The organism is Pseudonocardia autotrophica, assembly GCF_003945385.1.
Classification (GTDB): Bacteria; Actinomycetota; Actinomycetes; order Mycobacteriales; family Pseudonocardiaceae; genus Pseudonocardia; species Pseudonocardia autotrophica.
Genome location: NZ_AP018920.1, coordinates 3001484 through 3023155, shown reverse-complemented (window position 1 = coordinate 3023155; position 21672 = coordinate 3001484). Strand labels below are relative to the sequence as shown.

The 21672-nt window shown below is 73.1% G+C and carries 18 protein-coding genes; 8 read left to right on the top strand and 10 right to left on the bottom strand.

All coding sequences use genetic code 11. The features are described from left to right. Window positions 1–15 precede the first annotated feature (15 nt). On the top strand, window positions 16–393 hold the full coding sequence (locus tag Pdca_RS14330; RefSeq protein WP_085914400.1) for an FKBP-type peptidyl-prolyl cis-trans isomerase: 378 nt from the start codon (window positions 16–18) through the stop codon (window positions 391–393). Beyond that, window positions 390–902: a metallophosphoesterase family protein gene (locus tag Pdca_RS14325; RefSeq protein ID WP_085914401.1), complete on the top strand. Its 513-nt coding sequence runs from the start codon at window positions 390–392 to the stop codon at window positions 900–902. Before Pdca_RS14330 ends, Pdca_RS14325 begins: the two co-directional genes overlap by 4 nt. A 9-nt stretch (window positions 903–911) precedes the next feature. Here the strand turns inward: Pdca_RS14325 and Pdca_RS14320 are convergent, their stop codons facing one another. Further along, on the bottom strand, window positions 912–2003 hold the full coding sequence (locus Pdca_RS14320; protein ID WP_085914402.1) for a TerC family protein: 1092 nt from the start codon (window positions 2001–2003) through the stop codon (window positions 912–914). Between the two features lie 418 nt (window positions 2004–2421). On the opposite strand from Pdca_RS14320, the gene Pdca_RS14315 reads away from it, so the two are divergent. Both Pdca_RS14315 and Pdca_RS14310 read left to right on the top strand, forming a co-directional pair. Next, window positions 2422–5586: an ATP-binding cassette domain-containing protein gene (locus tag Pdca_RS14315; RefSeq protein WP_232021570.1), complete on the top strand. Its 3165-nt coding sequence runs from the start codon at window positions 2422–2424 to the stop codon at window positions 5584–5586. After that, the gene (locus Pdca_RS14310; RefSeq protein WP_085914403.1) at window positions 5583–6557 is read left to right on the top strand and encodes an ABC transporter permease; all 975 of its coding nucleotides are present in this window, start codon (window positions 5583–5585) and stop codon (window positions 6555–6557) included. The genes Pdca_RS14315 and Pdca_RS14310 overlap by 4 nt, the downstream gene beginning before the upstream one ends. Window positions 6558–6591: 34 nt before the next feature. Here Pdca_RS14310 and Pdca_RS14305 read toward each other — a convergent pair whose 3' ends face one another. From Pdca_RS14305 to uvrB, 3 genes are all read right to left on the bottom strand, one after another. Next, window positions 6592–7875 carry a GAF domain-containing protein gene (locus Pdca_RS14305; protein ID WP_232021569.1) on the bottom strand — a complete coding sequence of 428 codons (1284 nt, stop codon included), beginning with the start codon at window positions 7873–7875 and terminating at the stop codon, window positions 6592–6594. A gap of 62 nt (window positions 7876–7937) precedes the next feature. Beyond that, complete coding sequence (locus tag Pdca_RS14300) at window positions 7938–9236, bottom strand: glycosyltransferase family 87 protein (protein WP_085914404.1); 1299 nt, start codon at window positions 9234–9236, stop codon at window positions 7938–7940. 164 nt (window positions 9237–9400) lie between these two features. Further along, a complete protein-coding gene (gene uvrB / locus Pdca_RS14295) occupies window positions 9401–11617 on the bottom strand; it encodes an excinuclease ABC subunit UvrB (protein WP_269462859.1) in 2217 nt (738 codons plus the stop codon). An 82-nt stretch (window positions 11618–11699) separates the two neighbouring features. Here uvrB and Pdca_RS14290 point away from each other — a divergent pair, with 82 nt between their 5' ends. Next, a complete protein-coding gene (locus Pdca_RS14290) occupies window positions 11700–12233 on the top strand; it encodes a ribonuclease FAU-1 family protein (RefSeq protein WP_085914405.1) in 534 nt (177 codons plus the stop codon). Between the two features lie 7 nt (window positions 12234–12240). On the opposite strand, the gene Pdca_RS14285 is transcribed toward Pdca_RS14290, so the two are convergent. The 5 genes from Pdca_RS14285 to rpsA form a co-directional block, all read right to left on the bottom strand. Continuing rightward, complete coding sequence (locus tag Pdca_RS14285; RefSeq protein WP_125911413.1) at window positions 12241–13014, bottom strand: hypothetical protein; 774 nt, start codon at window positions 13012–13014, stop codon at window positions 12241–12243. Continuing rightward, a complete protein-coding gene (locus tag Pdca_RS14280; protein WP_232021680.1) occupies window positions 13011–13814 on the bottom strand; it encodes an RNA polymerase sigma factor in 804 nt (267 codons plus the stop codon). The genes Pdca_RS14285 and Pdca_RS14280 overlap by 4 nt, the downstream gene beginning before the upstream one ends. Window positions 13815–14029: 215 nt before the next feature. Next, window positions 14030–15157 carry a dephospho-CoA kinase gene (gene coaE / locus Pdca_RS14275; RefSeq protein ID WP_085914408.1) on the bottom strand — a complete coding sequence of 376 codons (1128 nt, stop codon included), beginning with the start codon at window positions 15155–15157 and terminating at the stop codon, window positions 14030–14032. A gap of 13 nt (window positions 15158–15170) precedes the next feature. After that, on the bottom strand, window positions 15171–15992 hold the full coding sequence (locus Pdca_RS14270) for a hypothetical protein (RefSeq protein ID WP_085914409.1): 822 nt from the start codon (window positions 15990–15992) through the stop codon (window positions 15171–15173). 261 nt (window positions 15993–16253) lie between these two features. Beyond that, complete coding sequence (rpsA, locus tag Pdca_RS14265; protein ID WP_085914410.1) at window positions 16254–17747, bottom strand: 30S ribosomal protein S1; 1494 nt, start codon at window positions 17745–17747, stop codon at window positions 16254–16256. A 327-nt stretch (window positions 17748–18074) separates the two neighbouring features. On the opposite strand from rpsA, the gene Pdca_RS14260 reads away from it, so the two are divergent. Then, window positions 18075–18962, top strand: a complete 888-nt coding sequence (locus tag Pdca_RS14260) for a class I SAM-dependent methyltransferase (RefSeq protein WP_085914411.1) — start codon at window positions 18075–18077, stop codon at window positions 18960–18962. Here Pdca_RS14260 and Pdca_RS14255 read toward each other — a convergent pair. Beyond that, window positions 18926–19525 (bottom strand): carbonic anhydrase, encoded by a 600-nt coding sequence (locus Pdca_RS14255; RefSeq protein WP_158092235.1) that lies wholly within the window; start codon window positions 19523–19525, stop codon window positions 18926–18928. The two genes, Pdca_RS14260 and Pdca_RS14255, sit on opposite strands and share 37 nt — an antisense overlap. Window positions 19526–19679: 154 nt before the next feature. Here Pdca_RS14255 and Pdca_RS14250 point away from each other — a divergent pair, with 154 nt between their 5' ends. Then, the gene (locus Pdca_RS14250; protein WP_232021568.1) at window positions 19680–20108 is read left to right on the top strand and encodes a PaaI family thioesterase; all 429 of its coding nucleotides are present in this window, start codon (window positions 19680–19682) and stop codon (window positions 20106–20108) included. 139 nt (window positions 20109–20247) lie between these two features. Further along, window positions 20248–21666 carry a branched-chain amino acid ABC transporter permease gene (locus Pdca_RS14245; RefSeq protein ID WP_232021567.1) on the top strand — a complete coding sequence of 473 codons (1419 nt, stop codon included), beginning with the start codon at window positions 20248–20250 and terminating at the stop codon, window positions 21664–21666. Window positions 21667–21672: the final 6 nt, after the last annotated feature.

Below are 21672 nucleotides of genomic sequence, written 5' to 3'. Positions count from 1 at the left end.
CGCCAGGGAGCAGCCGTGACCGCACCGCAGAAGCCCGCCGTCGAGATCGTCGACGGCCCCCTGCCCACCGACCTGCTCGCCGAGGACATCAGCCTCGGCGAGGGCACCGAGGCGAAGCCCGGTGACGCCGTCGCCGTGCACTACGTCGGAGTCTCGCAGTCCACCGGCCGCGAGTTCGACAACTCCTACGACCGCGGCCAGCCGCTGCGCTTCGGCCTCGGCGCCGGCCAGGTCATCTCCGGCTGGGACACCGGCGTCACCGGGATGAAGGTCGGCGGCCGCCGCCGGCTCGTCATCCCGCCGCACCTCGGCTACGGCGAGCGCGGCGCCGGGGGCGTCATCGCGCCCAACGAGACGCTGGTCTTCGTGGTCGACCTGGTGGGCGTCAACTGAGCTCGCTGCTCCTGATCTCCGACACCCACCTCCCGGCCCGGGCGAAGGACCTGCCCGGGCCGGTGTGGGCGGCGGTGGACGCCGCCGACGTCGTCGTGCACGCCGGTGACTGGTGCGAGGTCGATCTGCTCGACCGGCTCGACGAGCGCGCATCCCGGCTGGTGGCCTGCTGGGGCAACAACGACGGCGCCGAGCTGCGCGCCCGGCTGCCCGAGACCGCACGGGTCACCGTCGGCGGCGTGCGCCTGGCCGTCACCCACGAGACCGGCACCCGGCAGGGCCGGGAACGTCGCGCGCTCGCCGCGCACCCGGGCACCGATCTGCTCGTGTTCGGGCACTCGCACATCCCGTGGGACACCAGCGCGAGCCGGCCGGACGGCACCGAGCTCCGGCTGCTGAACCCGGGCTCGCCGACCGACCGTCGGCGGATGCCCACGCACACCTGGATGACGCTCACCCTCGACGACGGCCGGATCGGCGACGTCGTACTGCACCACCTGCGGAGCTGACGCCGACCGCTACTCGCGTGGCGCGGTGACGCGGTGGTCGGCCTTCTCGTCCTCGGCCACCAGCCGGTCGGCCTCCTCCCGGGTGCGGGCCAGCGGCGGCGCGGTGATCCCGCTGCCCCGCTCGGCCAGCTCCGGGCGCAGCCGGACCGCCACCAGGCTGGTGATCGTGGTGAGCGCCAGCACCCCGATGATGACGCCCAGCGAGACGCCGATCCCGATGTCCGGCACCGGCAGCGGTTCACCGCCGTTCAGGAACGGCAGCTCGTTCTCGTGCAGTGCGTGCAACGCCAGCTTCACGCCGATGAAGGCGAGCAGGACCGCCAACCCGTAGGAGAGGAAGACCAGCTTGTTCAGCAGCCCGCCCAGCAGGAAGTAGAGCTGGCGCAGCCCCATCAGCGCGAACGCGTTCGCGGTGAACACCAGGTAGGCCTCCTGGGTGAGGCCGAAGATCGCCGGGATCGAGTCCAGCGCGAACATGACGTCGGTGACGCCGATCGCGATCATCACGATCAACATCGGCGTCAGCCAGCGCTTGCCGTCGATCCGCACGGTGGTCCGCGCGCCGTGGTAGTCGTCGGTGACCGGGAAGACCCGGCGGACCAGGCGCAGTACCCGGCCCTCCTCCCACTCCTCGTCGTCGCCGCCCGCGGCCTGCCTGACCAGCGAGATCGCCGTGTAGATGAGGAATACGGCGAACAGGTAGAACACCCAGCTGAAACGGTCGATCACCGCGGCGCCCGCGGCGATGAAGATGCTGCGCATGATCAGCGCGATCACGATCCCGACCAGCAGCACCCGGTGCTGGTGGATCACCGGCACCTTGAACGCCGACATGATGATCAGGAAGACGAACAGGTTGTCGACCGAGAGCGAGTACTCGGTGAGGTAGCCGGCGAAGAACTGCCCGGCGTAGTCACCACCGGCCACCAGCCACACACCGATGCCGAAGGCGACGGCCAGCGCGACGTAGAAGACCACCCAGCGGGTCACCTCGCCGAGGGTGACCGCGTGCGGCTTGTGGTCGTTCACGATCAGGTCGAACCCGATCACCAGGACGAACCCGGCGATCGTGACCAGCCAGACCCACAAGGGAACGTTCACGTACTTCCTCCAAGACCAGGGCGTCGTCGAGTGGCCCGAGGTCTCTCCCGCCACGGCGCCACCGGCGTCAGGCGTGGCCGGTGGTGCCGGGGAACGGCCGGGGCACCACCCCGCCGTCACCGTGCTGACGACACCACCGCGAACGGGATACTCCCCTGCGGATCAGGTCGAGTCTCCTCCCCCGTACGTTGCGTGGCGAGACGGGGTGACCGAGGGCACCCGGATATACCTGATAGATATCCCCGTCCGTCCGGTTCGACCGATTCCCTGCGTGACCTCGGGTTCCGATCGCGCCGGTGCCGGCCGCGCCCCTCCCCGCGGTCACATCCGCCGCCCGCACCGCGAGGTGATCATGCGGACACCGCAGGGGGCGCGACGGCGCGCCCGGCGCGATCTGCGTACTTTCGATGAGGTGCACGTGCGCCCCCTGCTCCGCCGGGCCTCCCCCGCCCCGCTGATCGCTCTGCTCGTCGCGGGCCTGCTGGTCTCCGTCGCGCCGGTCGCCGCCGCGGCCACCGGTGACGACGGCGGGGACATCGCCGTCAGCGAGGAGCGGGTGGCCGTGCCCGCGGGTCCCGGCGATCCCGGGACCGTGGAGCTCGACACCTCGCTGTACGTGCCGGCATCGGCGTCCGCGGCGACCCCGGCGCCGGCGCTGCTGGTCGCGCACGGCTTCGGCGGGAGCAAGGACGGCGTCGATCGGGACGCCCGCGAGCTCGCCGCGCGCGGCTACGTCGTCCAGACCTGGACGGCCCGCGGCTTCGGCGCCTCGGGCGGGTTCATCGGGCTGAACGACCCGGACCGCGAGGTCGCCGACGCCTCCCGGCTGATCGACCGGCTGGCCGAGCGCCCCGAGGTGCAGCGCGACGGCGACGGTGACCCGCGGGTCGGCGTCACCGGGGGCTCCTACGGCGGTGGGCTCGCCCTGCTGCTCGCCGGGTACGACGACCGGGTCGACGCGATCGCCCCGGCGATCACCTGGAACGACCTGGGGCAGTCGCTGTTCCCGAACAACGCCGCCCCGGCCGGTGCTCCGCTGCCGGGTACCCCCGCCGTCGCCGCGGACGCGCCGGACGGGGTCTTCAAGAGCGGCTGGGCCGGGGTCTTCTTCGGCTCCGGCGGCCGGGTCCCCGGCGGTGCCGCCGCGCCGGGTGGCGCGAGTGGGAGTGGCGATGACGATGGCAGTGGCAGCAGCGATGGCGGTGGCGGTGTTGCGGGCGGGGCCGGGCCGGACGGCGGCGGCCTCGGTTCCGGGGCATCGAGCACGGACGGCCCGAGCACAGACGGCACGAGCACGGACGGCACAGCCTCCGACGGCGCAGCCTCGGACGGCGCGGCCTCGGACGGCACGGCCGACGGCGCAGCCGGGCCCGAGGACGCCCCCGCCCCGGACGCGAGCGGATCGGCCGCCGGCCTCTCCCCGACCGCCTTCCAGGAGACCGGTGCCTCGGCACCGCTGGTGCAGCCCGGCCCCGGGCCCGGCACCCAGCTGACCTGCGGCCGGTTCGCACCCGAGCTGTGCGCCGCCTACTCCGAGGCGGCCCGGACCGGCCGCGTCTCGCCCGAGCTGGCTGCGCTGATGGACCGGTCCTCGCCCGCGACCGTCACCGACCGGATCACCGCACCGACGCTGCTCGTGCAGGGCGAACAGGACACCCTGTTCGGTCTCGACCAGGCCGACGCCAACGCCCGCGGGATCGCCGCCAACGGCACCCCGGTGTCGGTGCTGTGGTTCGCCGGCGGCCACGACGGCGGCGAGGCCGACTCCGAGGTCCGCAGCCGGATCGGTGACTGGTTCGACCAGCACCTGCGTGGACTGCCCGCCGCCGAGGGCACCGCCGGTGCGCTCGCCGAGGCGCCGTTCGCCTACCAGATCCGCAGCAACGTACGGACCCGCGGCGACACGCCCACCGGCCGCACCGTCCTCGCCGACGCCTATCCCGGCCTGACCGGCGGCGAGACCCCCACCACCGCAGTGCCGCTGTCCGGCGACGAGCAGGTCGTCGTGCACCCGCCCGGCGGCAACCCGGCCACCATCACCTCGCTGCCCGGGCTCGGATCGGCGCTGGGATCGCTCGGCTCGCTGGGCTCGCTGTCCGGGCTCGCCTCGCCGGGGCAGTCCGCCCGGTTCGTCTCCGAGCCGGTCGCCGAGCCGATGCAGCCCTCCGGCTCGGCCCGCGTCACCGTGCAGGTCGCACGGGTTCCCGGCCAGCCGGCGCCGGAGACGGCGGTGCTGTTCGGCTCGGTCACCGCGCTCTCCCCGGACGGCCGCAGCACGCTGCTCGGCAACGCCGTCGCCCCGATCCGGGTCGCCGTGCCCGCCGACGGCAGCCCGGTCGAGACGACCGTGACCCTCCCCGGCGTCGTCGCCCCGGTGACCGCGGGCAGCAGGCTGATGGTGCAGCTCTCGACGACCGACCAGGGATTCGTCTCCGGGACCGACCCGGCTGTCTGGCAGGTGGGGCTCGCCGGCGACCCGGTGCTCTCCGTCCCGCAGGTGCCCGGCCGCACCGAGAGCGCCGGGACCGTCCCGCTCTGGCCGGTGCTCGGCATCGCCGGCGTGCTCGCCGCCGCCTTCGTGCTGTGGCTGCTGACACGGCGCCGGGCCCGGCGCGCCGATCCGGACACCACGGCCCCGGCCGGCCCCGATGCACCGCCGCTGGAGGTCAGCGCGCTGGCCAAGACCTACCGCAACGGGTTCCGGGCGGTCTCCGACGTCTCCTTCACCGTCGAGCGGGGCGCCGTGCTCGGCCTGCTCGGGCCGAACGGCGCCGGGAAGACCACCGTGCTGCGGATGCTGATGGGGCTGATCGCGCCGACGTCCGGGGAGATGCGGGCGTTCGGCAGGCCGATCCGGCCCGGGGCCGCGGTGCTGTCCCGGATCGGGGCCTTCGTGGAGGGCCCCGGCTTCCTCCCGCACCTGTCCGGCGCGGAGAACCTGCGGCTGTACTGGGAGGCCACCGGCCGCCCGATCGAGCAGGCCCGGATGACGGAGACGCTGGAGATCGCCGGCCTCGGCGACTCGGTGCACCGCAGGGTCGGCACCTACTCGCAGGGGATGCGGCAGCGCCTGGCGATCGCGCAGGCCATGCTCGGGCTGCCGGAGCTGCTGATCCTCGACGAACCCACCAACGGGCTCGACCCGCCCCAGATCCACGCGATGCGCGAGTTGCTGCGCCGCTACGCCTCCGGTGGCCGGACGGTGCTGGTCTCCAGCCACCTGCTGGGCGAGGTCGAGCAGACCTGCACCGACGTCGTCGTCATGCACCGCGGCACGGTGGTCGCGTCCGGCACGGTCGCCGAGCTGACCGCGGCCGGCGGCGGCTCGACCTTCACCGTCGAGCCGGTGGAGCTGGCCACCGAGGTGCTGTCCGGGATCGACGGGGTCGACGACGTGGTCCCCGGCGAGCAGCCGGGCGTCGTGCACGCCCACCTCGACGACGTGGGCCGTGCCGAGGTGGTGACGGCCCTGGTTTCCGCCGGGGTCGCGGTGAGCGCGGCCGGGCCGCGCGGACGGCTGGAGGACGCGTTCCTCGATCTGGTGGGGCCCGAGGGCCGCGACGTGAGCGGGGGCATGCAGTGACGACGAACCGGGCAGCAACAGACCAGGCTGCGGCGAACCAAGCTGCGACGAACCGGGCAGCGGCGAACCGGGCAGCGGATGACGAGCGTCAGCTCTCCACCCGGCGCGGACACGTCGGCGACCTGGTCGCCGGTGCGGCCGCCCCGCCCGCCATCCCCGGCCGGACGCTGCCGCTGCGCACCGAGCTGGCCCGCCAGCTCGGGCGGCGGCGCACCCAGGTGGTGTTCGGACTCGTACTGGCGATGCCGCTGATCCTGCTGGGCGCGTTCTCCCTCGGTGACGGCGACGGCCAGGCCTCCGGACCGAACCTGGTCGACCTGGCATCGGGCAGCGCCGCCAACTTCGCGGTGTTCACGCTGTTCGCGTCGGCGAGCTTCCTGCTGGTGGTGCTGGTCGCGCTGTTCTTCGGCGACACCGTCGCCGCCGAGGCCTCCTGGTCGTCGCTGCGCTACCTGCTCGCGGTTCCGGTGCCCCGGGCCCGGTTGCTGCGGCAGAAGGCGATCGTCGCGGGACTGCTGTCGGTGGCGGCGTTGCTGCTGCTCCCGATCGCGTCACTGGTGGTCGGCGCGATCGCCTACGGCACCGGGGACCTGGTGTCCCCGATCGGCGAGTCGCTGCCGTTCTGGACGGCGGCCGGGCGGGTCATGCTCGGCGCGGTGTTCCTGATGATCCAGCTGAGCTGGGTCGCCGGGCTGGCGCTGCTGCTGTCGGTGAGCACCGACGCGCCGCTCGGCGCGGTCGGCGGGGCGGTGATGGCGTCGATCGTGTCGCAGATCATCGACCAGATCGAGGACCTCGGCGTGATCCGGAACTTCCTGCCGACGCACTACGGCGACGCCTGGTCGGCGCTGCTCGCGAGCGACGTCGACTGGGCCGACATGACCTATGGCGCGTTCGCCGCGGTCTGCTACACGACGCTGTTCATGGCCGCCGCGGCCTGGCGCTTCACCCGCAAGGACATCACCAGCTGAGCCGCCGGCCGGTGGGCCGGCGGTGCCGGGCGGGTCAGCCCCGGAACAGGGCGGCGACCCCCGGGGCGGTCGAGTCGCGCACGACCCGGCTGTGCGCCAGGCCGGCCAGGTCCAGCTCGACCCCCGGAGCGATCCGGTACGGGCGGGCGAGCAGGATCCCGCCGAGCCCCCGGCGCAGCCGGGACATCTCGGCCCGGACCGTGACGAGGTGGGCACGGTCCCCGTAGAGCCGCTCGGACAGCGCCGCGGCGTCCAGCCCGGTCCTACCGGCCAGCGCGAGCAGGACCAGCAGCTCCGCGTGTCGGGTCGAGAGCGGATGCACCCAGCGGCCGGTGCCCTCGACGACGGCGCTCGGCGGCCGCCCGTCCAGGTCCAGGCACAACCGCATCCGCGGTGCCCCGCCGGCGGCCACCGGGCGCAGCAGCCAGCCACCGGGCACCGGCTCGGGCAGGCAGGGCCCGAGCCCGTGCACCGCGAGCAGCCGGTCCGCGGCCGGGGCGGCGACCCGTTCCACCGCCGGCAGGCCGGTCACGGCGGCCACCCAGCCGTGGTCGTCGACCACCAGCCCCGGGCCGGACGTTCCGGCCAGCATCGGGGCGCCGATGCTGCGCAGCGCGTCCAGCCGGGCCTCGTGCCGGTGCCAGAGCCCCACCTCGGCGAGCCGGACGGCGGTGTTCACCAGCGCGACCGTCGTCGGGTGGATGGTCTCGGCCGGTCCGGAGATGTCGACGACGCCGAGCAGTTCACCGCTGCGCGGGTCGTGCACCGGAGCGGCGGTGCAGGTCCAGCCGTGGTGGCTGCGCACGAAGTGTTCGGCGGAGAAGATCTGCACCGGGCCGTCCTCGGCGAGCGCGGTGCCGATGGCGTTGGTGCCGACCGAGGTCTCCGACCAGTCCGCGCCCTCGGTGAAACCGAGCGAGTCGGCGCGGCGGCGGACGGCGGTGGAGCCCTCCCGCCAGAGCAGCACCCCGTCGGCGTCGGTGACGACCATGACGTGCCGGGCGTCCTCGGCGACCGAGGTGAGGGCGGAGCGCAGCGCGGGCAGGACCGGGACCAGCGGCGACTCCGTCCGCCGCCGCTCCACGACACCCGCGTCGAGCGGGCCGGGCGGGTCACCCGCGTCGGGGTTCACGCCCTGCGCACGGACCCGGTCCCAGGAGCGGGCAACCAGGCTGCGAGCCAGGCCGGGAGCGGTGTCCCCGGAGAGCACCGCATCGTGCAGGCGGGAGAGCATCCGGGCGTGCCTGCCCAGGTCGGTACCCGGTCGGACCGCGCAGATGCTCGCCTGGTCCCGGGCCTCGCCGCCGGCAGGGTCCACCTCCACCTCCCGGCCCCAGGTTAGGTCCACGGTGTGGCCCGCGCCATAGCCGGCCGGTCAGGTCAGCGCGGGTCGCCGACCCGCAGCCGCTCCGGAGCGGGGGCCTGCGGGCCACCCGGCCTGCCGGGCCCGCGGATGACGTACCAGCAGCCCAGTCCGAGCGCGATCGCCGAGGGGATGACGTAGCTCGCCCCGAGCACCTGCTCCCAGAGGCTCCACCGCATCTCGACGCCCCACACGTTCGGCATCCAGCGGAACGGCGCGATGTAGAAGATCGCAGCGATCACCGCACCCAGCGCGGCCCAGGCCATCGAGCGGTGCCGGATGGCGTGCGCGCCGATCGCGATCAGGCCGGGCACCACCCAGACCCAGTGGTGCGACCAGGCGGTCGGAGTCGCCATGAGCACGACCGCCGCCGTCGCGGCCAGCGCGAGCACCGGCTCCGAGCGACGGATCACCGGGACGGCCAGTGCCAGCAGCACCGCGACGATGGTCAGCCACAGCACCGTGAACCAGGGCTCGGGGACCTCCTGGCGGGCCAGCACGGCCTGCACCGTCTCGTTGGAGAAGAACGTCGATCCGCTGACCCCGGCGGCCGGGCCGCCGACGAACCAGTAGCGGTAGGACGACGCCGGATCCACCACGAAGCCGATCAGGGTCGCGACGGTCCCGGTGACGACGGCGACGGCGCACGCCTTCCAGTCCCGGCGGACCAGCAGGAACAGCACGAAGCCTGCCGGGGTCAGCTTGATCGCGGCCGCGAGGCCGAGCAGCATCCCGCGTGGCCACAGTGTGCGCGGTGCCAGGCAGTCGACCAGGACGAGCAGCATCAGCACGAGATTGATCTGGCCGAACGCGAACGTCTGGGCGACCGGTTCGGTCAGCAGCGCCGCGGCCAGCACCGGGACGCCGAGCACCACACCGCCGCGCCAGCCACCGGCCGGCCAGGCGACCCGGATCGCCAGCGCGATGCAGATCGCCAGCGAGACCACCGAGACGACGAACTGGGTGGTGAAGGCGACCGCGTAGGGGACGACGGCGAGCGGCACCATCGCGATCGCCGCGAACACCGGATAGATGAAGGGCAGCACCGGGCCGTGCAGCGGCGGCGGGAGCTCGCCGTACATGTCCCCGCCGGCCAGCCAGACCTGCACGCCGATCCGGTAGATGTCCAGGTCGAGCGCATAGTTCCGGAGCCGGATCCAGGACCAGTAGAGCGAGGCGAGCAGCAGCGGGACGGTCAGCAGCAGCGTCACCCACGAGGTCGCCGCGGACCGCAGCCACGACACCACGCCGAGGTGCCCGTCGGCGCCGCCCCCGGGCGGGACGTCCGGGTCGGGCGTGGTGCGGGTGACGGTCACGCGGGCTCCTCCGCTGCGCGGCGGGCCGGGTCCGGGCGACGCGTCGAGCGTGCCGGGCGGCCGGGTGTGCGGGAACGGTCGCCAACGGTAGCGGGGCGCCTCGTCGTGATCCGCGCGGACCCGGCTGCGCGGCCCGGGCCGGGGCCCGAGCCGCCGCGCGACCGCTACTTCACCCCCGCCGCATCCATCCCGCGGAGCTCCTTCTTCAGATCGGAGATCTCGTCGCGGAGCCGGGCCGCCAGCTCGAACTGCAGGTCCCGGGCGGCGGCGAGCATCTGGTCGTTCATCTGCTGGATCAGGTCGGCGAGCTCGGCCCGCGGCATCCCGGCGGTGTCCTTGCCCGTGGCCACCCCGGAGCTCTGCGCCGCACCGGACCGGCCGGCCTCGCCGGCGGCCCGCTTGCCCCGCGAGGCGTTCCGGCCGGAACCGCCGACCGGGACCGCCTCGGTGTCCTCGGCCTCCCGGTAGACCTGGTCGAGGATGTCGGCGATCTTCTTGCGCAGCGGCTGCGGGTCGATCCCGCGCTCGGTGTTGTAGGCGACCTGCTTGGCCCGGCGCCGGTCGGTCTCGTCGATCGCATACTGCATCGAGTCGGTGATCCGGTCGGCGTACATGTGCACCTGGCCGGAGACGTTACGGGCGGCCCGGCCGATCGTCTGGATCAGTGAGGTCCCCGAGCGCAGGAAACCCTCCTTGTCCGCGTCGAGGATCGCGACCAGCGACACCTCGGGCAGGTCGAGGCCCTCGCGCAGCAGGTTGATGCCGACCAGCACGTCGTACTCGCCGGAGCGCAGCTGGCGCAGCAGCTCAACCCGGCGCAGCGTGTCGACCTCGGAGTGCAGGTATCGGACCTTGATCCCCAGTTCGAGCAGGTAGTCGGTGAGGTCCTCGGCCATCTTCTTGGTCAGCGTGGTCACCAGGACCCGCTCGTCCTTCTCGGTCCGGTCGCGGATCTCGGCGACCAGGTCGTCGATCTGGCCCTTGGTCGGCTTGACGACGACCTCGGGATCGACCAGGCCGGTCGGCCGGATCACCTGCTCGACGAACTCGCCGCCGGTCCGGTTGAGCTCGTAGGGGCCCGGCGTCGCGGACAGGTACACCGTCTGCCCGATCCGGTCCGCGAATTCCTCCCAGGTCAGCGGCCGGTTGTCGACCGCTGACGGCAGCCGGAACCCGAACTCGACCAGGTTGCGCTTGCGGGACATGTCGCCCTCGTACATGCCACCGATCTGCGGCACCGTGACGTGCGACTCGTCGATGACCAGCAGGAAGTCGTCCGGGAAGTAGTCGATCAGGGTCGCCGGGGCGGTGCCGCCGGCGCGGCCGTCGATGTGCCGCGAGTAGTTTTCGATGCCCGAGCAGAAGCCGACCTGGCGGATCATCTCGATGTCGTACTGGGTGCGCATCCGCAGCCGCTGGGCCTCCAGCAGCTTGCCCTGGTTCTCCAGGGTCGCGAGCCGCTGCTCCAGCTCCGCCTCGATGTCGCGGACGGCGCGCTCCATCCGCTCCGGGCCCGCCACGTAGTGCGTCGCCGGGAAGATCCGGATCGAGTCGACCTGCTCGATCGTGTCGCCGGTGAGCGGGTTGAGGTGGTAGAGCGCCTCGATCTCGTCGCCGAAGAACTCGATCCGCAGCGCCAGCTCCTCGTACGCCGGGATGATCTCCACGGTGTCCCCGCGGACACGGAAGGTGCCGCGGGTGAAGGACACGTCGTTGCGGGTGTACTGCACGTCGACGAGCAGCCGCAGCAGTCGGTCGCGCTCGAGGGTCTCGCCGACCTCCAGCGACACCGAGCGGTCCAGGTACGACTGCGGCGTGCCCAGGCCGTAGATGCACGACACCGAGGCGACCACGACGACGTCGCGCCGGGACAGCAGGTTCATCGTCGCCGAGTGGCGGAGCCGCTCGACGTCGTCGTTGATCGAGCTGTCCTTCTCGATGTAGGTGTCGGTCTGCGCGATGTACGCCTCGGGCTGGTAGTAGTCGTAGTACGAGACGAAGTACTCGACCGCGTTGTGCGGGAGCATCTCGCGCAGCTCGTTCGCCAGCTGTGCCGCGAGGGTCTTGTTCGGCGCCATCACCAGCGTCGGCCGCTGCTGCTGCTCGATCAGCCAGGCCGTGGTCGCCGACTTGCCGGTGCCGGTGGCACCCAGCAGCACGATGTCCTCCTCGCCGGCCCGCAGCCGCCGGTCGAGATCGGCGATCGCGGTCGGCTGGTCACCGGCGGGCTGGAGGTCGCTGACGACACGGAACCGGCCGCTCTTGCGCTCGATGTCGCCGACCGGCCGGTGCTCGGAGTGCGCGAGCGGCAGCGCGGTCGCCCCCTCGGGGTGTCCGTGCGGGTCCGCCGCGCTGCCCGGGACCTCGGTCGCGAATGCCATGCCTCCAGAGTACGAGCGACCCCCGACAGTTTCCCGTCGCACGCCCCTGACAGCGCGGCCCGGCACCGGCAGGATGCGTCCCGTGCATCCGCCCAAGACCCAGATCTTCGATCCCGACGACCGCGTCCAGTACGACACCAAGGGCACCCGCCGTGAGATCCGGACGCTCCGCGAGGAGGACTGGGGGCTCTATCTGTCCCGGCCGGTCGTCGCCCGGCCGAACGCCTGGTGGGTGGAGTCCTGGGTGGTCCCCGATCTCGGGATCTGCCTGACCGACTGGCGCTGGCGTCCCGGGCACGAACGCGACCAGGACATCTACATCGACATCGCCCGGATCACCCGGGACGGCGGGCTGCTCCGGATGACCGACCTGTACCTGGATCTGGTGGTGCGCCGGGGCCGCGAGACCGAGCTGCTCGACGTCGACGAGTTCGTCGCCGCGGTCGCTCAGGGCCTGCTGGACCCGGCGACCGCCGAGTACGCGCTGGAGCGTTCGCACACCGTGCTCGCCGAGCTGGCACGCAGCGGCCACGACCACGAGACGTGGCTGGCCGGGTACGGGATCGCGCTCGGGCCGCGGGCCGATCCCGTGCCACCCGCCGACCTGGCGGGCTGAACGCCGCTCAGAGCGCCGCGTGCGGGGCGGAGCCCTGCCCCACGGCGGTGGTCGACGACTCGGACGTGCTGGTCGGCGAGGGGCTGTCCGAGGTGCTCGTGGGCGCGGCCGAGTTCGACGTCGTCGGGTCCGGCGTGCCCTCACCGTTCGAGCTGGACGGCGGCGGCGTCGTCGGGTCCGGCGAACCCTCCGGCGGCTCGGTGGTCTCCGGCGGCTCGCTCGACGGCGGCGGCGTGGTCGGGTCCGGCGTGCCCTCCGGCGGCTTGGTCTCCGGCGGCGGCTGCGACGGTGGGGGCGTCGGCCGGGTCGACGACGGCGGGGCGGGCAGCGGCGGTCCGGGGGGCGGCGGGGCCACCCCGCCGCCGGGCGGCGGCGGGACGACCGGTGCGGTGCCGTCGGCCGGGGGCTGCGTGCCCGGAGCCGGTGCGCCCCCGTCCACGGCGGTCGTCGGGTCGAACGCGGGCGGCACGGCGTCGTCGCCGGGTGCGCTCGCCGGCGGCTCACCGGTGGCGATCCGCTCCGGCGTCGGAGCAGTGCTCCCCGGCGAGGCGATCGCGAACGGCGAGGCGACGAAGCTGCCCTCCGGCGCCGCGGCCGTCGCGACCGCGGTGATCCCACCCAGCGATCCGACGGTCAGCACCGCCGCCGCGGCAGCGGAGGTGGCCCGGCGCGCCCCCGCGGCGCGGGCGATCACGTCGTCGACCGCGGGCAGCGGAACCGCTGCCGCCAGCACGTCGTCGAGCCGGTGGAACTCGTGATCGATGTCCTGGTACCCGTTCATCCCCGTCCCCCCTCGGCGGCGCGCAGGTCGTACCCGCCGTGACCGCCGTACGCGGGGCGCGCCACATAGGGTGCGGGCGCTCCCACGATCTGTTCCAGCACCTCTGCCATCCCCTCGGTGACGACCTCGCGCCCCCTGGCGAGCCGCCGGCCGATCTCCCGCTCGTCGGTCGCCTCCAGCTCGGCGACCGCGCCGACCGTCAGGCCGGCCATGTGGTGCAGCACCACCGCCCGCCGGTCCGGCGGGGTGAGCCTGCCCAGCGCCTCCAGCAGCGCCCCGGTCCGCGGGTCGGTCTCCTCCGCGGCCGGCCGCCTGCGCCTGCCGAAGCGCAGCAACCGCCCGCGCATCGAGGTCCGGATGGCGACCCGGCGGACCCAGCCGACGGCGGCGTCGGAGTGGTCGCCGTGACCCTCCGCCCCGCGGCGCCGCAGGGCCGACCACCGGCGCCAGGCCCGTGAGTAGGCGTCCTGCACGGCGTCGTGCGCATCCTGCGGGTTCAGCGTGATCGCGTACAGCTGGGCGACCAGCCGGGGGTAGTGGGTCTCCAGGTGCGCGCCGAAGTCCGCGCGCAGCTCGCCGTGCGGCAGCGTGCGGTGCTGCTGCACCATCGCGCCACTGATCGGCGGGGGCTCGTCGGCGCCACCGGTCCAGGCGTCGTGGTCGATGTGCTCGGTCCCGTTGTCGCCGGCCCACGGGTCCGGCTCGCCGTACTCCGCCTCGCCGTACTCCGCCGGACGGGTGAAGTCCGGGGCGCGACCGGGCTCGACGTCTCCGCCGTCCGCCCCGTATCGATGCACCACCGTGCTCAACCCCGTGTCCTCTCGTCGCCGCATCCCGGTTTCCCCTGTTCGCGCCGGAGACCGGCCCGAACGGCGGAAACCCCGCCCGTACTCCGGCGGGACACCGAGCGTCGACACCCTCTGCCCGCCTGAATCGACCAACGAGCGGGCGCCGTTACAGAAACGGGTGGTTCTTCACGCGTCCGTCACGAATCGTGTGATCATCGCTGCATCGATCACTCGTCCGGGTCATCCCGCCAGGCGGCCGTGTGCGCGGTGTAGCGACGGGAGTCCGGATCGGCCCCGTACAGCGCGGCGGCGGCACGACGACGCTCGGTGTAGCCGTCCCGCGAGCGCGGGTCGGCCCGCAGCCGGTCCCGCATCCCCAGCGCGTGCCGCCAGGCGGCGGATCCGTGCACCCGCACGACGACCACGGCGGGCCGGCCGGGATCCGCGGAGCGGTGCACCCGCACCGTTCCCGCACCGTCCGGGGCGGCACCGGGATCCTCCGGGAACCCGGCGACGGCCAGCCGGTCGCCCAGCGCCGCGGCGTCCGACCGGGATTCCACGGCGAGTTGCAGGTCCAGCACGTCGCGGGCGGGCAGCCCGGGCACCGCGGTGGCGCCCACGTGCTCCACCCCGCGGCCGCGCTCCCCCGCCGCACGACCGATCCGCTCGGCGAGCCGGCGGGCCTGCTCCGGCCAGTCCGGATCGGCCTCGACCAGCAGCGGCGGCCCGTCCGGCACCGGACGGCCGAGCCGCAGGTTCTCCTCGAAACCGAGCAGCCGGCCGTCCCACAGCGCGTCCACCCGGCGGCGCGTGTCGTCCTCGGCGCCGGAGTTGTCCAGCCAGACGTCCGCGGCGGCCCGCCTGCCCTCGTCGGTCGCCTGCGCGGCGATCCGGGCCCTGGCGTCCTGTTCGGACATACCGCGGGCCGAGACCAGGCGCCTGATCCGCTCCTCGGCGTCCACCCCGACCACCACGACCAGCGGGAACGCCGCCGCCATCCCGCCCTCCACCAGCAGCGGGACATCCTGCACGACGATCGCGTCCGGCGCCGCGGCGGCGACCAGCTCGTCGGATCGGGCACGGACCAGGGGGTGCACGATCCCGTCGAGCACGCCGCGGGCCTCGGCGTCACCGAAGACGATCGAGGCCAGCGCCGGCCGGTCCAGTTCCCCGTCCGGCCGCAGCACCCCGTCGCCGAACGCCGCCACGATCGCGGCGAGCCCCTCGGTGCCCGCGGCGACGACCTCGCGGGCCAGCAGATCGGAGTCGACCAGCACCGCCCCACGCTCGACGAGACGGCGGGCGACCGTCGACTTGCCCGCCCCGATACCCCCGGTCAGCCCTGTCCGCAGCACGGGCCCACCGTAATCAGGTGGTGCCGGGGGTGTCCTCGGCGGGCGCCCGGCCCGCCTGCGGCGCCGGCGCCACGGGCGGCGGTGCCGCCGGGGTCGCGGCGGGAGCAGGCGGTTCCACCGTGGGCGGCTGGGTCGGGGTCAGCGCCGGGATGATCCGCTGCGCCAGGTCGGGCAGCGTCTCGGCGGCGGACCGGTTCTGGCCCGGTGCCGCGACCGGCAGCACGAAGGTCAGCGTGTCGACGCCGTAGACGAGTGCCAGCGTCGACTCGTCGGGCCGCTCGATCAGCACACCGGGCACGTTCCCCACGGTGACGTCGCGGGAGGCGATCGCGTTCGACCGCTCGGCGTTGGTGTTGAGCTGCCACTGCCGGGTCGCCGACGCGGCGTCGCCGTAGCGGCCGATGTTGAGCTGGTACAGCACCGGGCCGCGGTTACCGGGCCCGTCGAAGGCCTGGCCACCGGCCCGGTAGGTGCACGCCGTGCGCTCGGTGCGGTTCACCGCGGGCTCGGCGACGCCGCGCACCGACTGGACCGACACCGAGCCGAGCGCCTGCCCGAACAGGGCACCGGCCTGCTCCGGGTCCATCAGCCGCGCGCAGTCGGTGGGCAGTGCGATCGGCGGCGGCCCACCGTCGGCCCCGACGACCGCGGTCTCCTCCGTGGCGAACGTCGGAACGGCGATCCCCGGATCACCGGAGGCGATGCCGCAGCCGCTGATCACCCCGGTGAGCAGGGCGGCACCGGCGAGCAGGGCGATCCGCCGGTGCCGGAGGCGGTTCGCAGGAGAGGGAAGGGACGTGCCGGATCGCGTCCGGCGGACGGAGCAGCCGGCCATGTGAACAATCTAGGCCGCATGCGGAGATCGACTCCCGGAACCCACCCGGAGCGTCATGGAACGGTGCCGAACCGTGATCTGCCCCCGGCGCGTATCCACCGACACGCCGCGCAACGCAACCGGACCGCTGCGGGCTGTTCACCCGCCCGTGCCTGCACCCGGGACATCCACCCGCACACGCACCGAGCCCCGGTGACCGCGCGGGTCACCGGGGCTCGGTGCGGATCGTGATCCGGTCCGGAGCGGGACCGGATCCGCGGATCAGGCTCCGCCGGAGAGCTTCTCCCGCAGGGCGGCGAGCTGCTCGTCACTGGCGAGCGAGCCACCGCTGCTGGAGCTGGTCTCGGCCTGGCCGGACGAGCGCTCCTCGGTGTCACCGCCCGACGAGTAGTTCGCCGGAGCGACGTCGTCGCCACCCTCCGCCTCGGCCTCGGCGGCCTTGCGGAGCTGCGCGATGTGCTGCTCGTAGCGGGTGTGCGCCTCGGCGTACTGCTTCTCCCACGCGGCGCGGGCCTCGTCGAAGCCCTCCTTCCAGTCGCCGGAGTCGACGTCGAAGCCCTCGGGGTAGATGTAGTTCCCCTGGTCGTCGTACTCGGCGGCCATGCCGTAGCGGGTCGGGTCGAACTCGGTGTCGACCGTCATGCCCTCGTTGGCCTGCTTCAGCGAGAGCGAGATGCGGCGCCGGTCGAGGTCGATGTCGATGACCTTGACCATCGCGTCGTCGCCGACCTGCACGACCTGCTCCGGGATCTCCACGTGGCGCTCGGCCAGCTCGGAGATGTGCACCAGGCCCTCGATGCCCTCCTCGACGCGGACGAACGCGCCGAACGGAACGAGCTTGGTGACCTTGCCCGGCACGATCTGGCCGATCGCGTGGGTCCGGGCGTAGAGCCGCCACGGGTCCTCCTGGGTCGCCTTCAGCGACAGGGAGACACGCTCGCGGTCCAGGTCGACGTCGAGAACCTCGACGGTGACCTCCTGGCCGACCTCGACGACCTCGGACGGGTGGTCGATGTGCTTCCAGGACAGCTCGGAGACGTGCACCAGGCCGTCGACACCGCCCAGGTCGACGAAGGCACCGAAGTTGACCACCGAGGAGACGACGCCCTTGCGGACCTGACCGCGCTGCAGCTGGTTGAGGAACTCGCTGCGGACCTCGGACTGGGTCTGCTCCAGCCAGGCGCGGCGGGACAGGACCACGTTGTTGCGGTTCTTGTCCAGCTCGATGATCTTGGCCTCGATCTTGCGACCGACGTAGGGCTGGAGGTCGCGCACCCGGCGCATCTCGACCAGCGACGCCGGCAGGAAGCCCCGGAGCCCGATGTCCAGGATCAGGCCGCCCTTGACGACCTCGATGACGGTGCCCTCGACCGGCTCGTCGGCCTCCTTGAGGGCCTCGATCGTGCCCCAGGCGCGCTCGTACTGCGCGCGCTTCTTGGACAGGATGAGACGGCCTTCCTTGTCCTCCTTCTGGAGAACGAGGGCCTCGACGAACTCGCCGACCTCGACCACCTCTGCGGGGTCGACGTCGTGCTTGATCGACAGCTCACGCGAGGGGATGACGCCCTCGGTCTTGTAGCCGATGTCGAGCAGGACCTCGTCGCGGTCGACCTTGACGATCGTGCCCTCGACGATGTCGCCATCGTTGAAGTACTTGATCGTCAGGTCGATGGCGGCGAGGAAGTCCTCCTCCGACCCGATGTCGTTGATAGCGACCTGCGGCGTGGTCGGGGCGGCGGTGGTGTCGGTGGACATGTAGTGGGGTGCTCCGATGGATTTTCTGGCGGTCTCGGTGCGGACGCTGCTGCAGCAGCGCCCGCTTCTGGTGTGTGTAGCTGTGACTGTGTAAGTCTCCCTACTGGAACAGTCACCCTCTGGCGTCGATTCCCGTGATCTGAATCCGTCTACGGCGCAACGGTCGTGCGGGGCTGGCCCGGCGTCGACGGTCGTCCGCCACGTTGACCACAGTGCGCGGAACATGCTACGCGGGCCGGAATCACTCGGGCAATGCGGGTCCGGTGAACGGTTGAGCGGGGACGGCCGGGCCCGGGCCCGGCGGCCCTCTGCGACGATCGGGCGGCCATGAGCAGCCGCGACGAGTACAGCAGCGCCGAGTCCGTTCTCGGTACCACCGGGCTCGCCCGCAGGCGGGTGAGCAGCGCCGAGTCCGAGAGCGCCGGCCGGCGCTGGTGGGACGCCGACGCCGACGACTACCTCCACGAGCACGGTTCCGACATCGGCGACGCCGAGTTCGTCTGGTGCCCGGAGAGCCTGCACGAGGAGGACGCCCGGCTGCTCGCCCCGGCCGAGGCGCTGCCGGGGGCCCGGGTGCTCGAGGTCGGCGCCGGCTCCGCGCCGTGCAGCCGGTGGCTGGCCGCCCAGGGCGCGCTCCCGGTGGCGCTGGACGTCTCCGGGGGGATGCTCCGGCACGCCGCCCGGCTGAACCGGGAGCTCGGCACCGACGTCCCGCTGGTGCAGGCCGGCGCCGAGCACCTGCCGTTCGCCGACCGTTCCTTCGACCTGGCGTGCTCGGCGTTCGGGGCGATCCCGTTCGTGGCCGACCCGGCACGGGTGATGCGCGAGGTGTACCGGGTGCTGCGGCCCGGCGGGCGCTGGGTGTTCGCGGTGAACCACCCGATGCGCTGGGCGTTCTCCGACGATCCCGGCCCGGCCGGGCTGACCGTCACACAGTCCTATTTCGACCGCACCCCCTACCTGGAGGTGGATGCGACCGGCCGGGCCACCTACGTCGAGCACCACCGCACGCTCGGCGACCGGATCCGGGACGTGGTCGCCGCCGGGCTGGTCCTGGAGGACCTGGTCGAGCCGGAGTGGCCGGAGGGGCACGACCGGATCTGGGGACAGTGGTCGCCGCTGCGCGGCGAGCTGTTCCCCGGCACGGCGATCTTCGTGACCCGCAGGCCGGCGGCGGCTCAGACCTCCAGCACGGCACCGGTCGGCAGGTCGTAGCGGGCCCCGACGATCTTCAGCCGGTTGTTGCAGACCGCTCCGGACAGCGACGGGGCCGCGGTCAGCTGGGCGACCACCCGGCGGACGTTGGCGTCCACCGCCGAGGCGATGCCCTCGTCACCGGCCGCCGCGCCCGCACAGACCGGGACGATGTCCTGCACCAGTGCGCCCAGCGTCGCCGGCGCGGGCAGCGGCGCTCCCCCGGCCACCTCCACCGCCGCCTTCACCGCGCCGCACTGCGAGTGGCCGAGCACGACCAGCAGCGGGATACCCAGTGCCCCGGCGCCGAAGGCGAGTGTCCCCAGCACCGCGTCGTCGACGACCTGGCCGGCCGTGCGGACGACGAACAGGTCCCCCAGCCCCAGATCGAAGACCAGTTCCGCCGGGACCCGCGAGTCCGAGCAGGACAGGATCATCGCGGCCGGCTTCTGCTCGGCGAGCACCGCGGCCCGCTCCTCCGCCGACCGGCGCGGCTCCTGACGCTCGTCGCGCTGCCAGCGGACGTTGCCCTCGAGCAGCATCGACCACGCCTCGGTCGCCGTGGGCCTGGTGTCATTGACCATGCGCTGTCTCGTCCTCATCTCCGGTGCTTGCGTGTGCACGGTGAACATCGCCGACCCGGGCCACGACGGCAAGTGCGCACGCTGTGATGTGTCCGGAACCGATGCGTCCGGAACCGCTCCGCGGGGCTCGGCCGGATGGGCTTAGGGTTCCCTGGTGCCGATCGATCCCGCCCAGCTCCCCCAGATCCCGCCGGAACACGCCGGAGGCCAGCTCAACGACCGGATGGGGATCGAGATCGTCTCGCTGAGCCTCGACGAGGTCGTCGGCCGGATGCCGGTCGCGGGCAACCTGCAGCCGTTCGGCCTGCTGCACGGCGGCGCGAGCGGCGTGCTGGCCGAGACGCTCGGTTCCACCCTCTCCGCGCTGCATTCCCTGCCGGAGCGCTTCCCGGTCGGCCTCGAGCTGGCCTGCACCCACCACCGGTCGGCCACCAAGGGCCACGTGACCGGGACGGCCCGGCCGATCCACGTCGGGCGTTCCACCTCGACGTCGGAGATCGTGCTCGTCGACGACGACGGCCGCCGCGTCTGTACCGCGAAACTCACCTGTCTGCACCGCGACACACGACCCCTCGTGTCCTGACAGTCGCAATCCGGTAGTAACGGGTTACGTCTCGGCTACGGCCTGGTTCGAGACGTTCGTACCAGTCCTCTCCTCGGCTACGTTCGCCCAGATCACCCACCCGGGTGTCCGCACGACGCCCCACGAGGACGGACGAACGTTGTCACCACCCCGCACTCCGCGCCGCGAGCGCGCCGACAGCGCGGGGACCGTCCGCGCGGGCGCCGGCCCGCGACGACCATCGGTCCCCGCCACCGCACGCTGGCTGATCGGCCTGCTCGTCGTACTCGTCGGCGGGCTAGCCCTGTCCGGTACCGCGCTCGCCGCCACCACGACTCCCCCGGCCACCCCGCAGGCCGTCTCCCAGGCCACAGCGGCCCCCGCCCAGCAGACCGACGGCATCGAGGTCAGCGGCACCCTGCGTGACCAGGACGGCGAGCCACTGGCCGGCGTCACGATCACCGCCGAACTCGACGGCGCCCCGGCCGGGGAGGCGACCTCGGAGGCGACCGGCCGCTGGGAGCTCACGGTCCCCTCCGCCGGCAGCTACACCTTCCGGCTCGACGAGTCCACGCTCCCTCCCGGCACCGAGGTCCTGCAGGGCGAGACCGTCCGCGAGGTCAGCGACGGCGCACTGAACACCGTCGTCTTCCGGTTCGGTGAGGAGGTCGCGGGCGGCGCCGGCGGCGGGTTCGCCATGTTCCTGCGCCTGCTCGTCGACGGCATCCGGTTCGGCCTGGTGATCGGCATCGCCGCGGTCGGCCTGTCGCTGATCTTCGGCACCACCGGCCTGACCAACTTCGCGCACGGCGAGATGGTGACCATCGGCGCGGTCGTCGCCTGGTTCATCAACGTCGGCGGCGGGGTGCAGCTGATCCCCGCGACGATCATCGCGATGCTCGTCGGTGCACTCCTCGGCGCAGCCAACGAACTCGGCATATGGCGGCGGCTCAGACGCCGGGGCGCCGGGTTGATCGCCCAGCTCGTCGTGTCGATCGGTCTCGGCATCGCGCTGCGCTACCTGGTCCTGATCATCTTCGGCGGCCGGTCGGAGTCGTTCGCCGACTACACCGCCCAGACGGTGCGCAACTACGGGCCGATCGCACTCACCGACAAGGACCTCTCGGCGATCATCGTGTCGATCGTGGTGCTGGTCGGGGTCGCGCTGCTGTTGCAGAAGACCCGGATCGGCAAGGCGATGCGGGCCGTGTCCGACAACCGGGACCTGGCCGCCTCGTCCGGCATCAACGTCGACCGGGTGATCCTGTTCGTCTGGATGCTCGGTGGCGCGCTGGCCACCCTCGGCGGTGTGCTGTTCGCGCTCTCCGAGCTCTCCAGCACCGTGCAGTACGAGATGGGCTTCCGGCTGCTGCTGCTGATGTTCGCCGGGGTCATCCTCGGTGGCCTCGGCACCGCGTACGGCGCGCTGATCGGCTGCCTGATCGTCGGTGTGCTGGTGCAGCTCTCCACGCTCGTGCTGCCGCTGGACCTCAAGTACCTCGGCGGTCTGGCGGTGCTGATCGTGATCCTGGTGTTCCGACCGCAGGGCCTGCTCGGGTCCAAGGCCCGGATCGGCTGAGGGGGA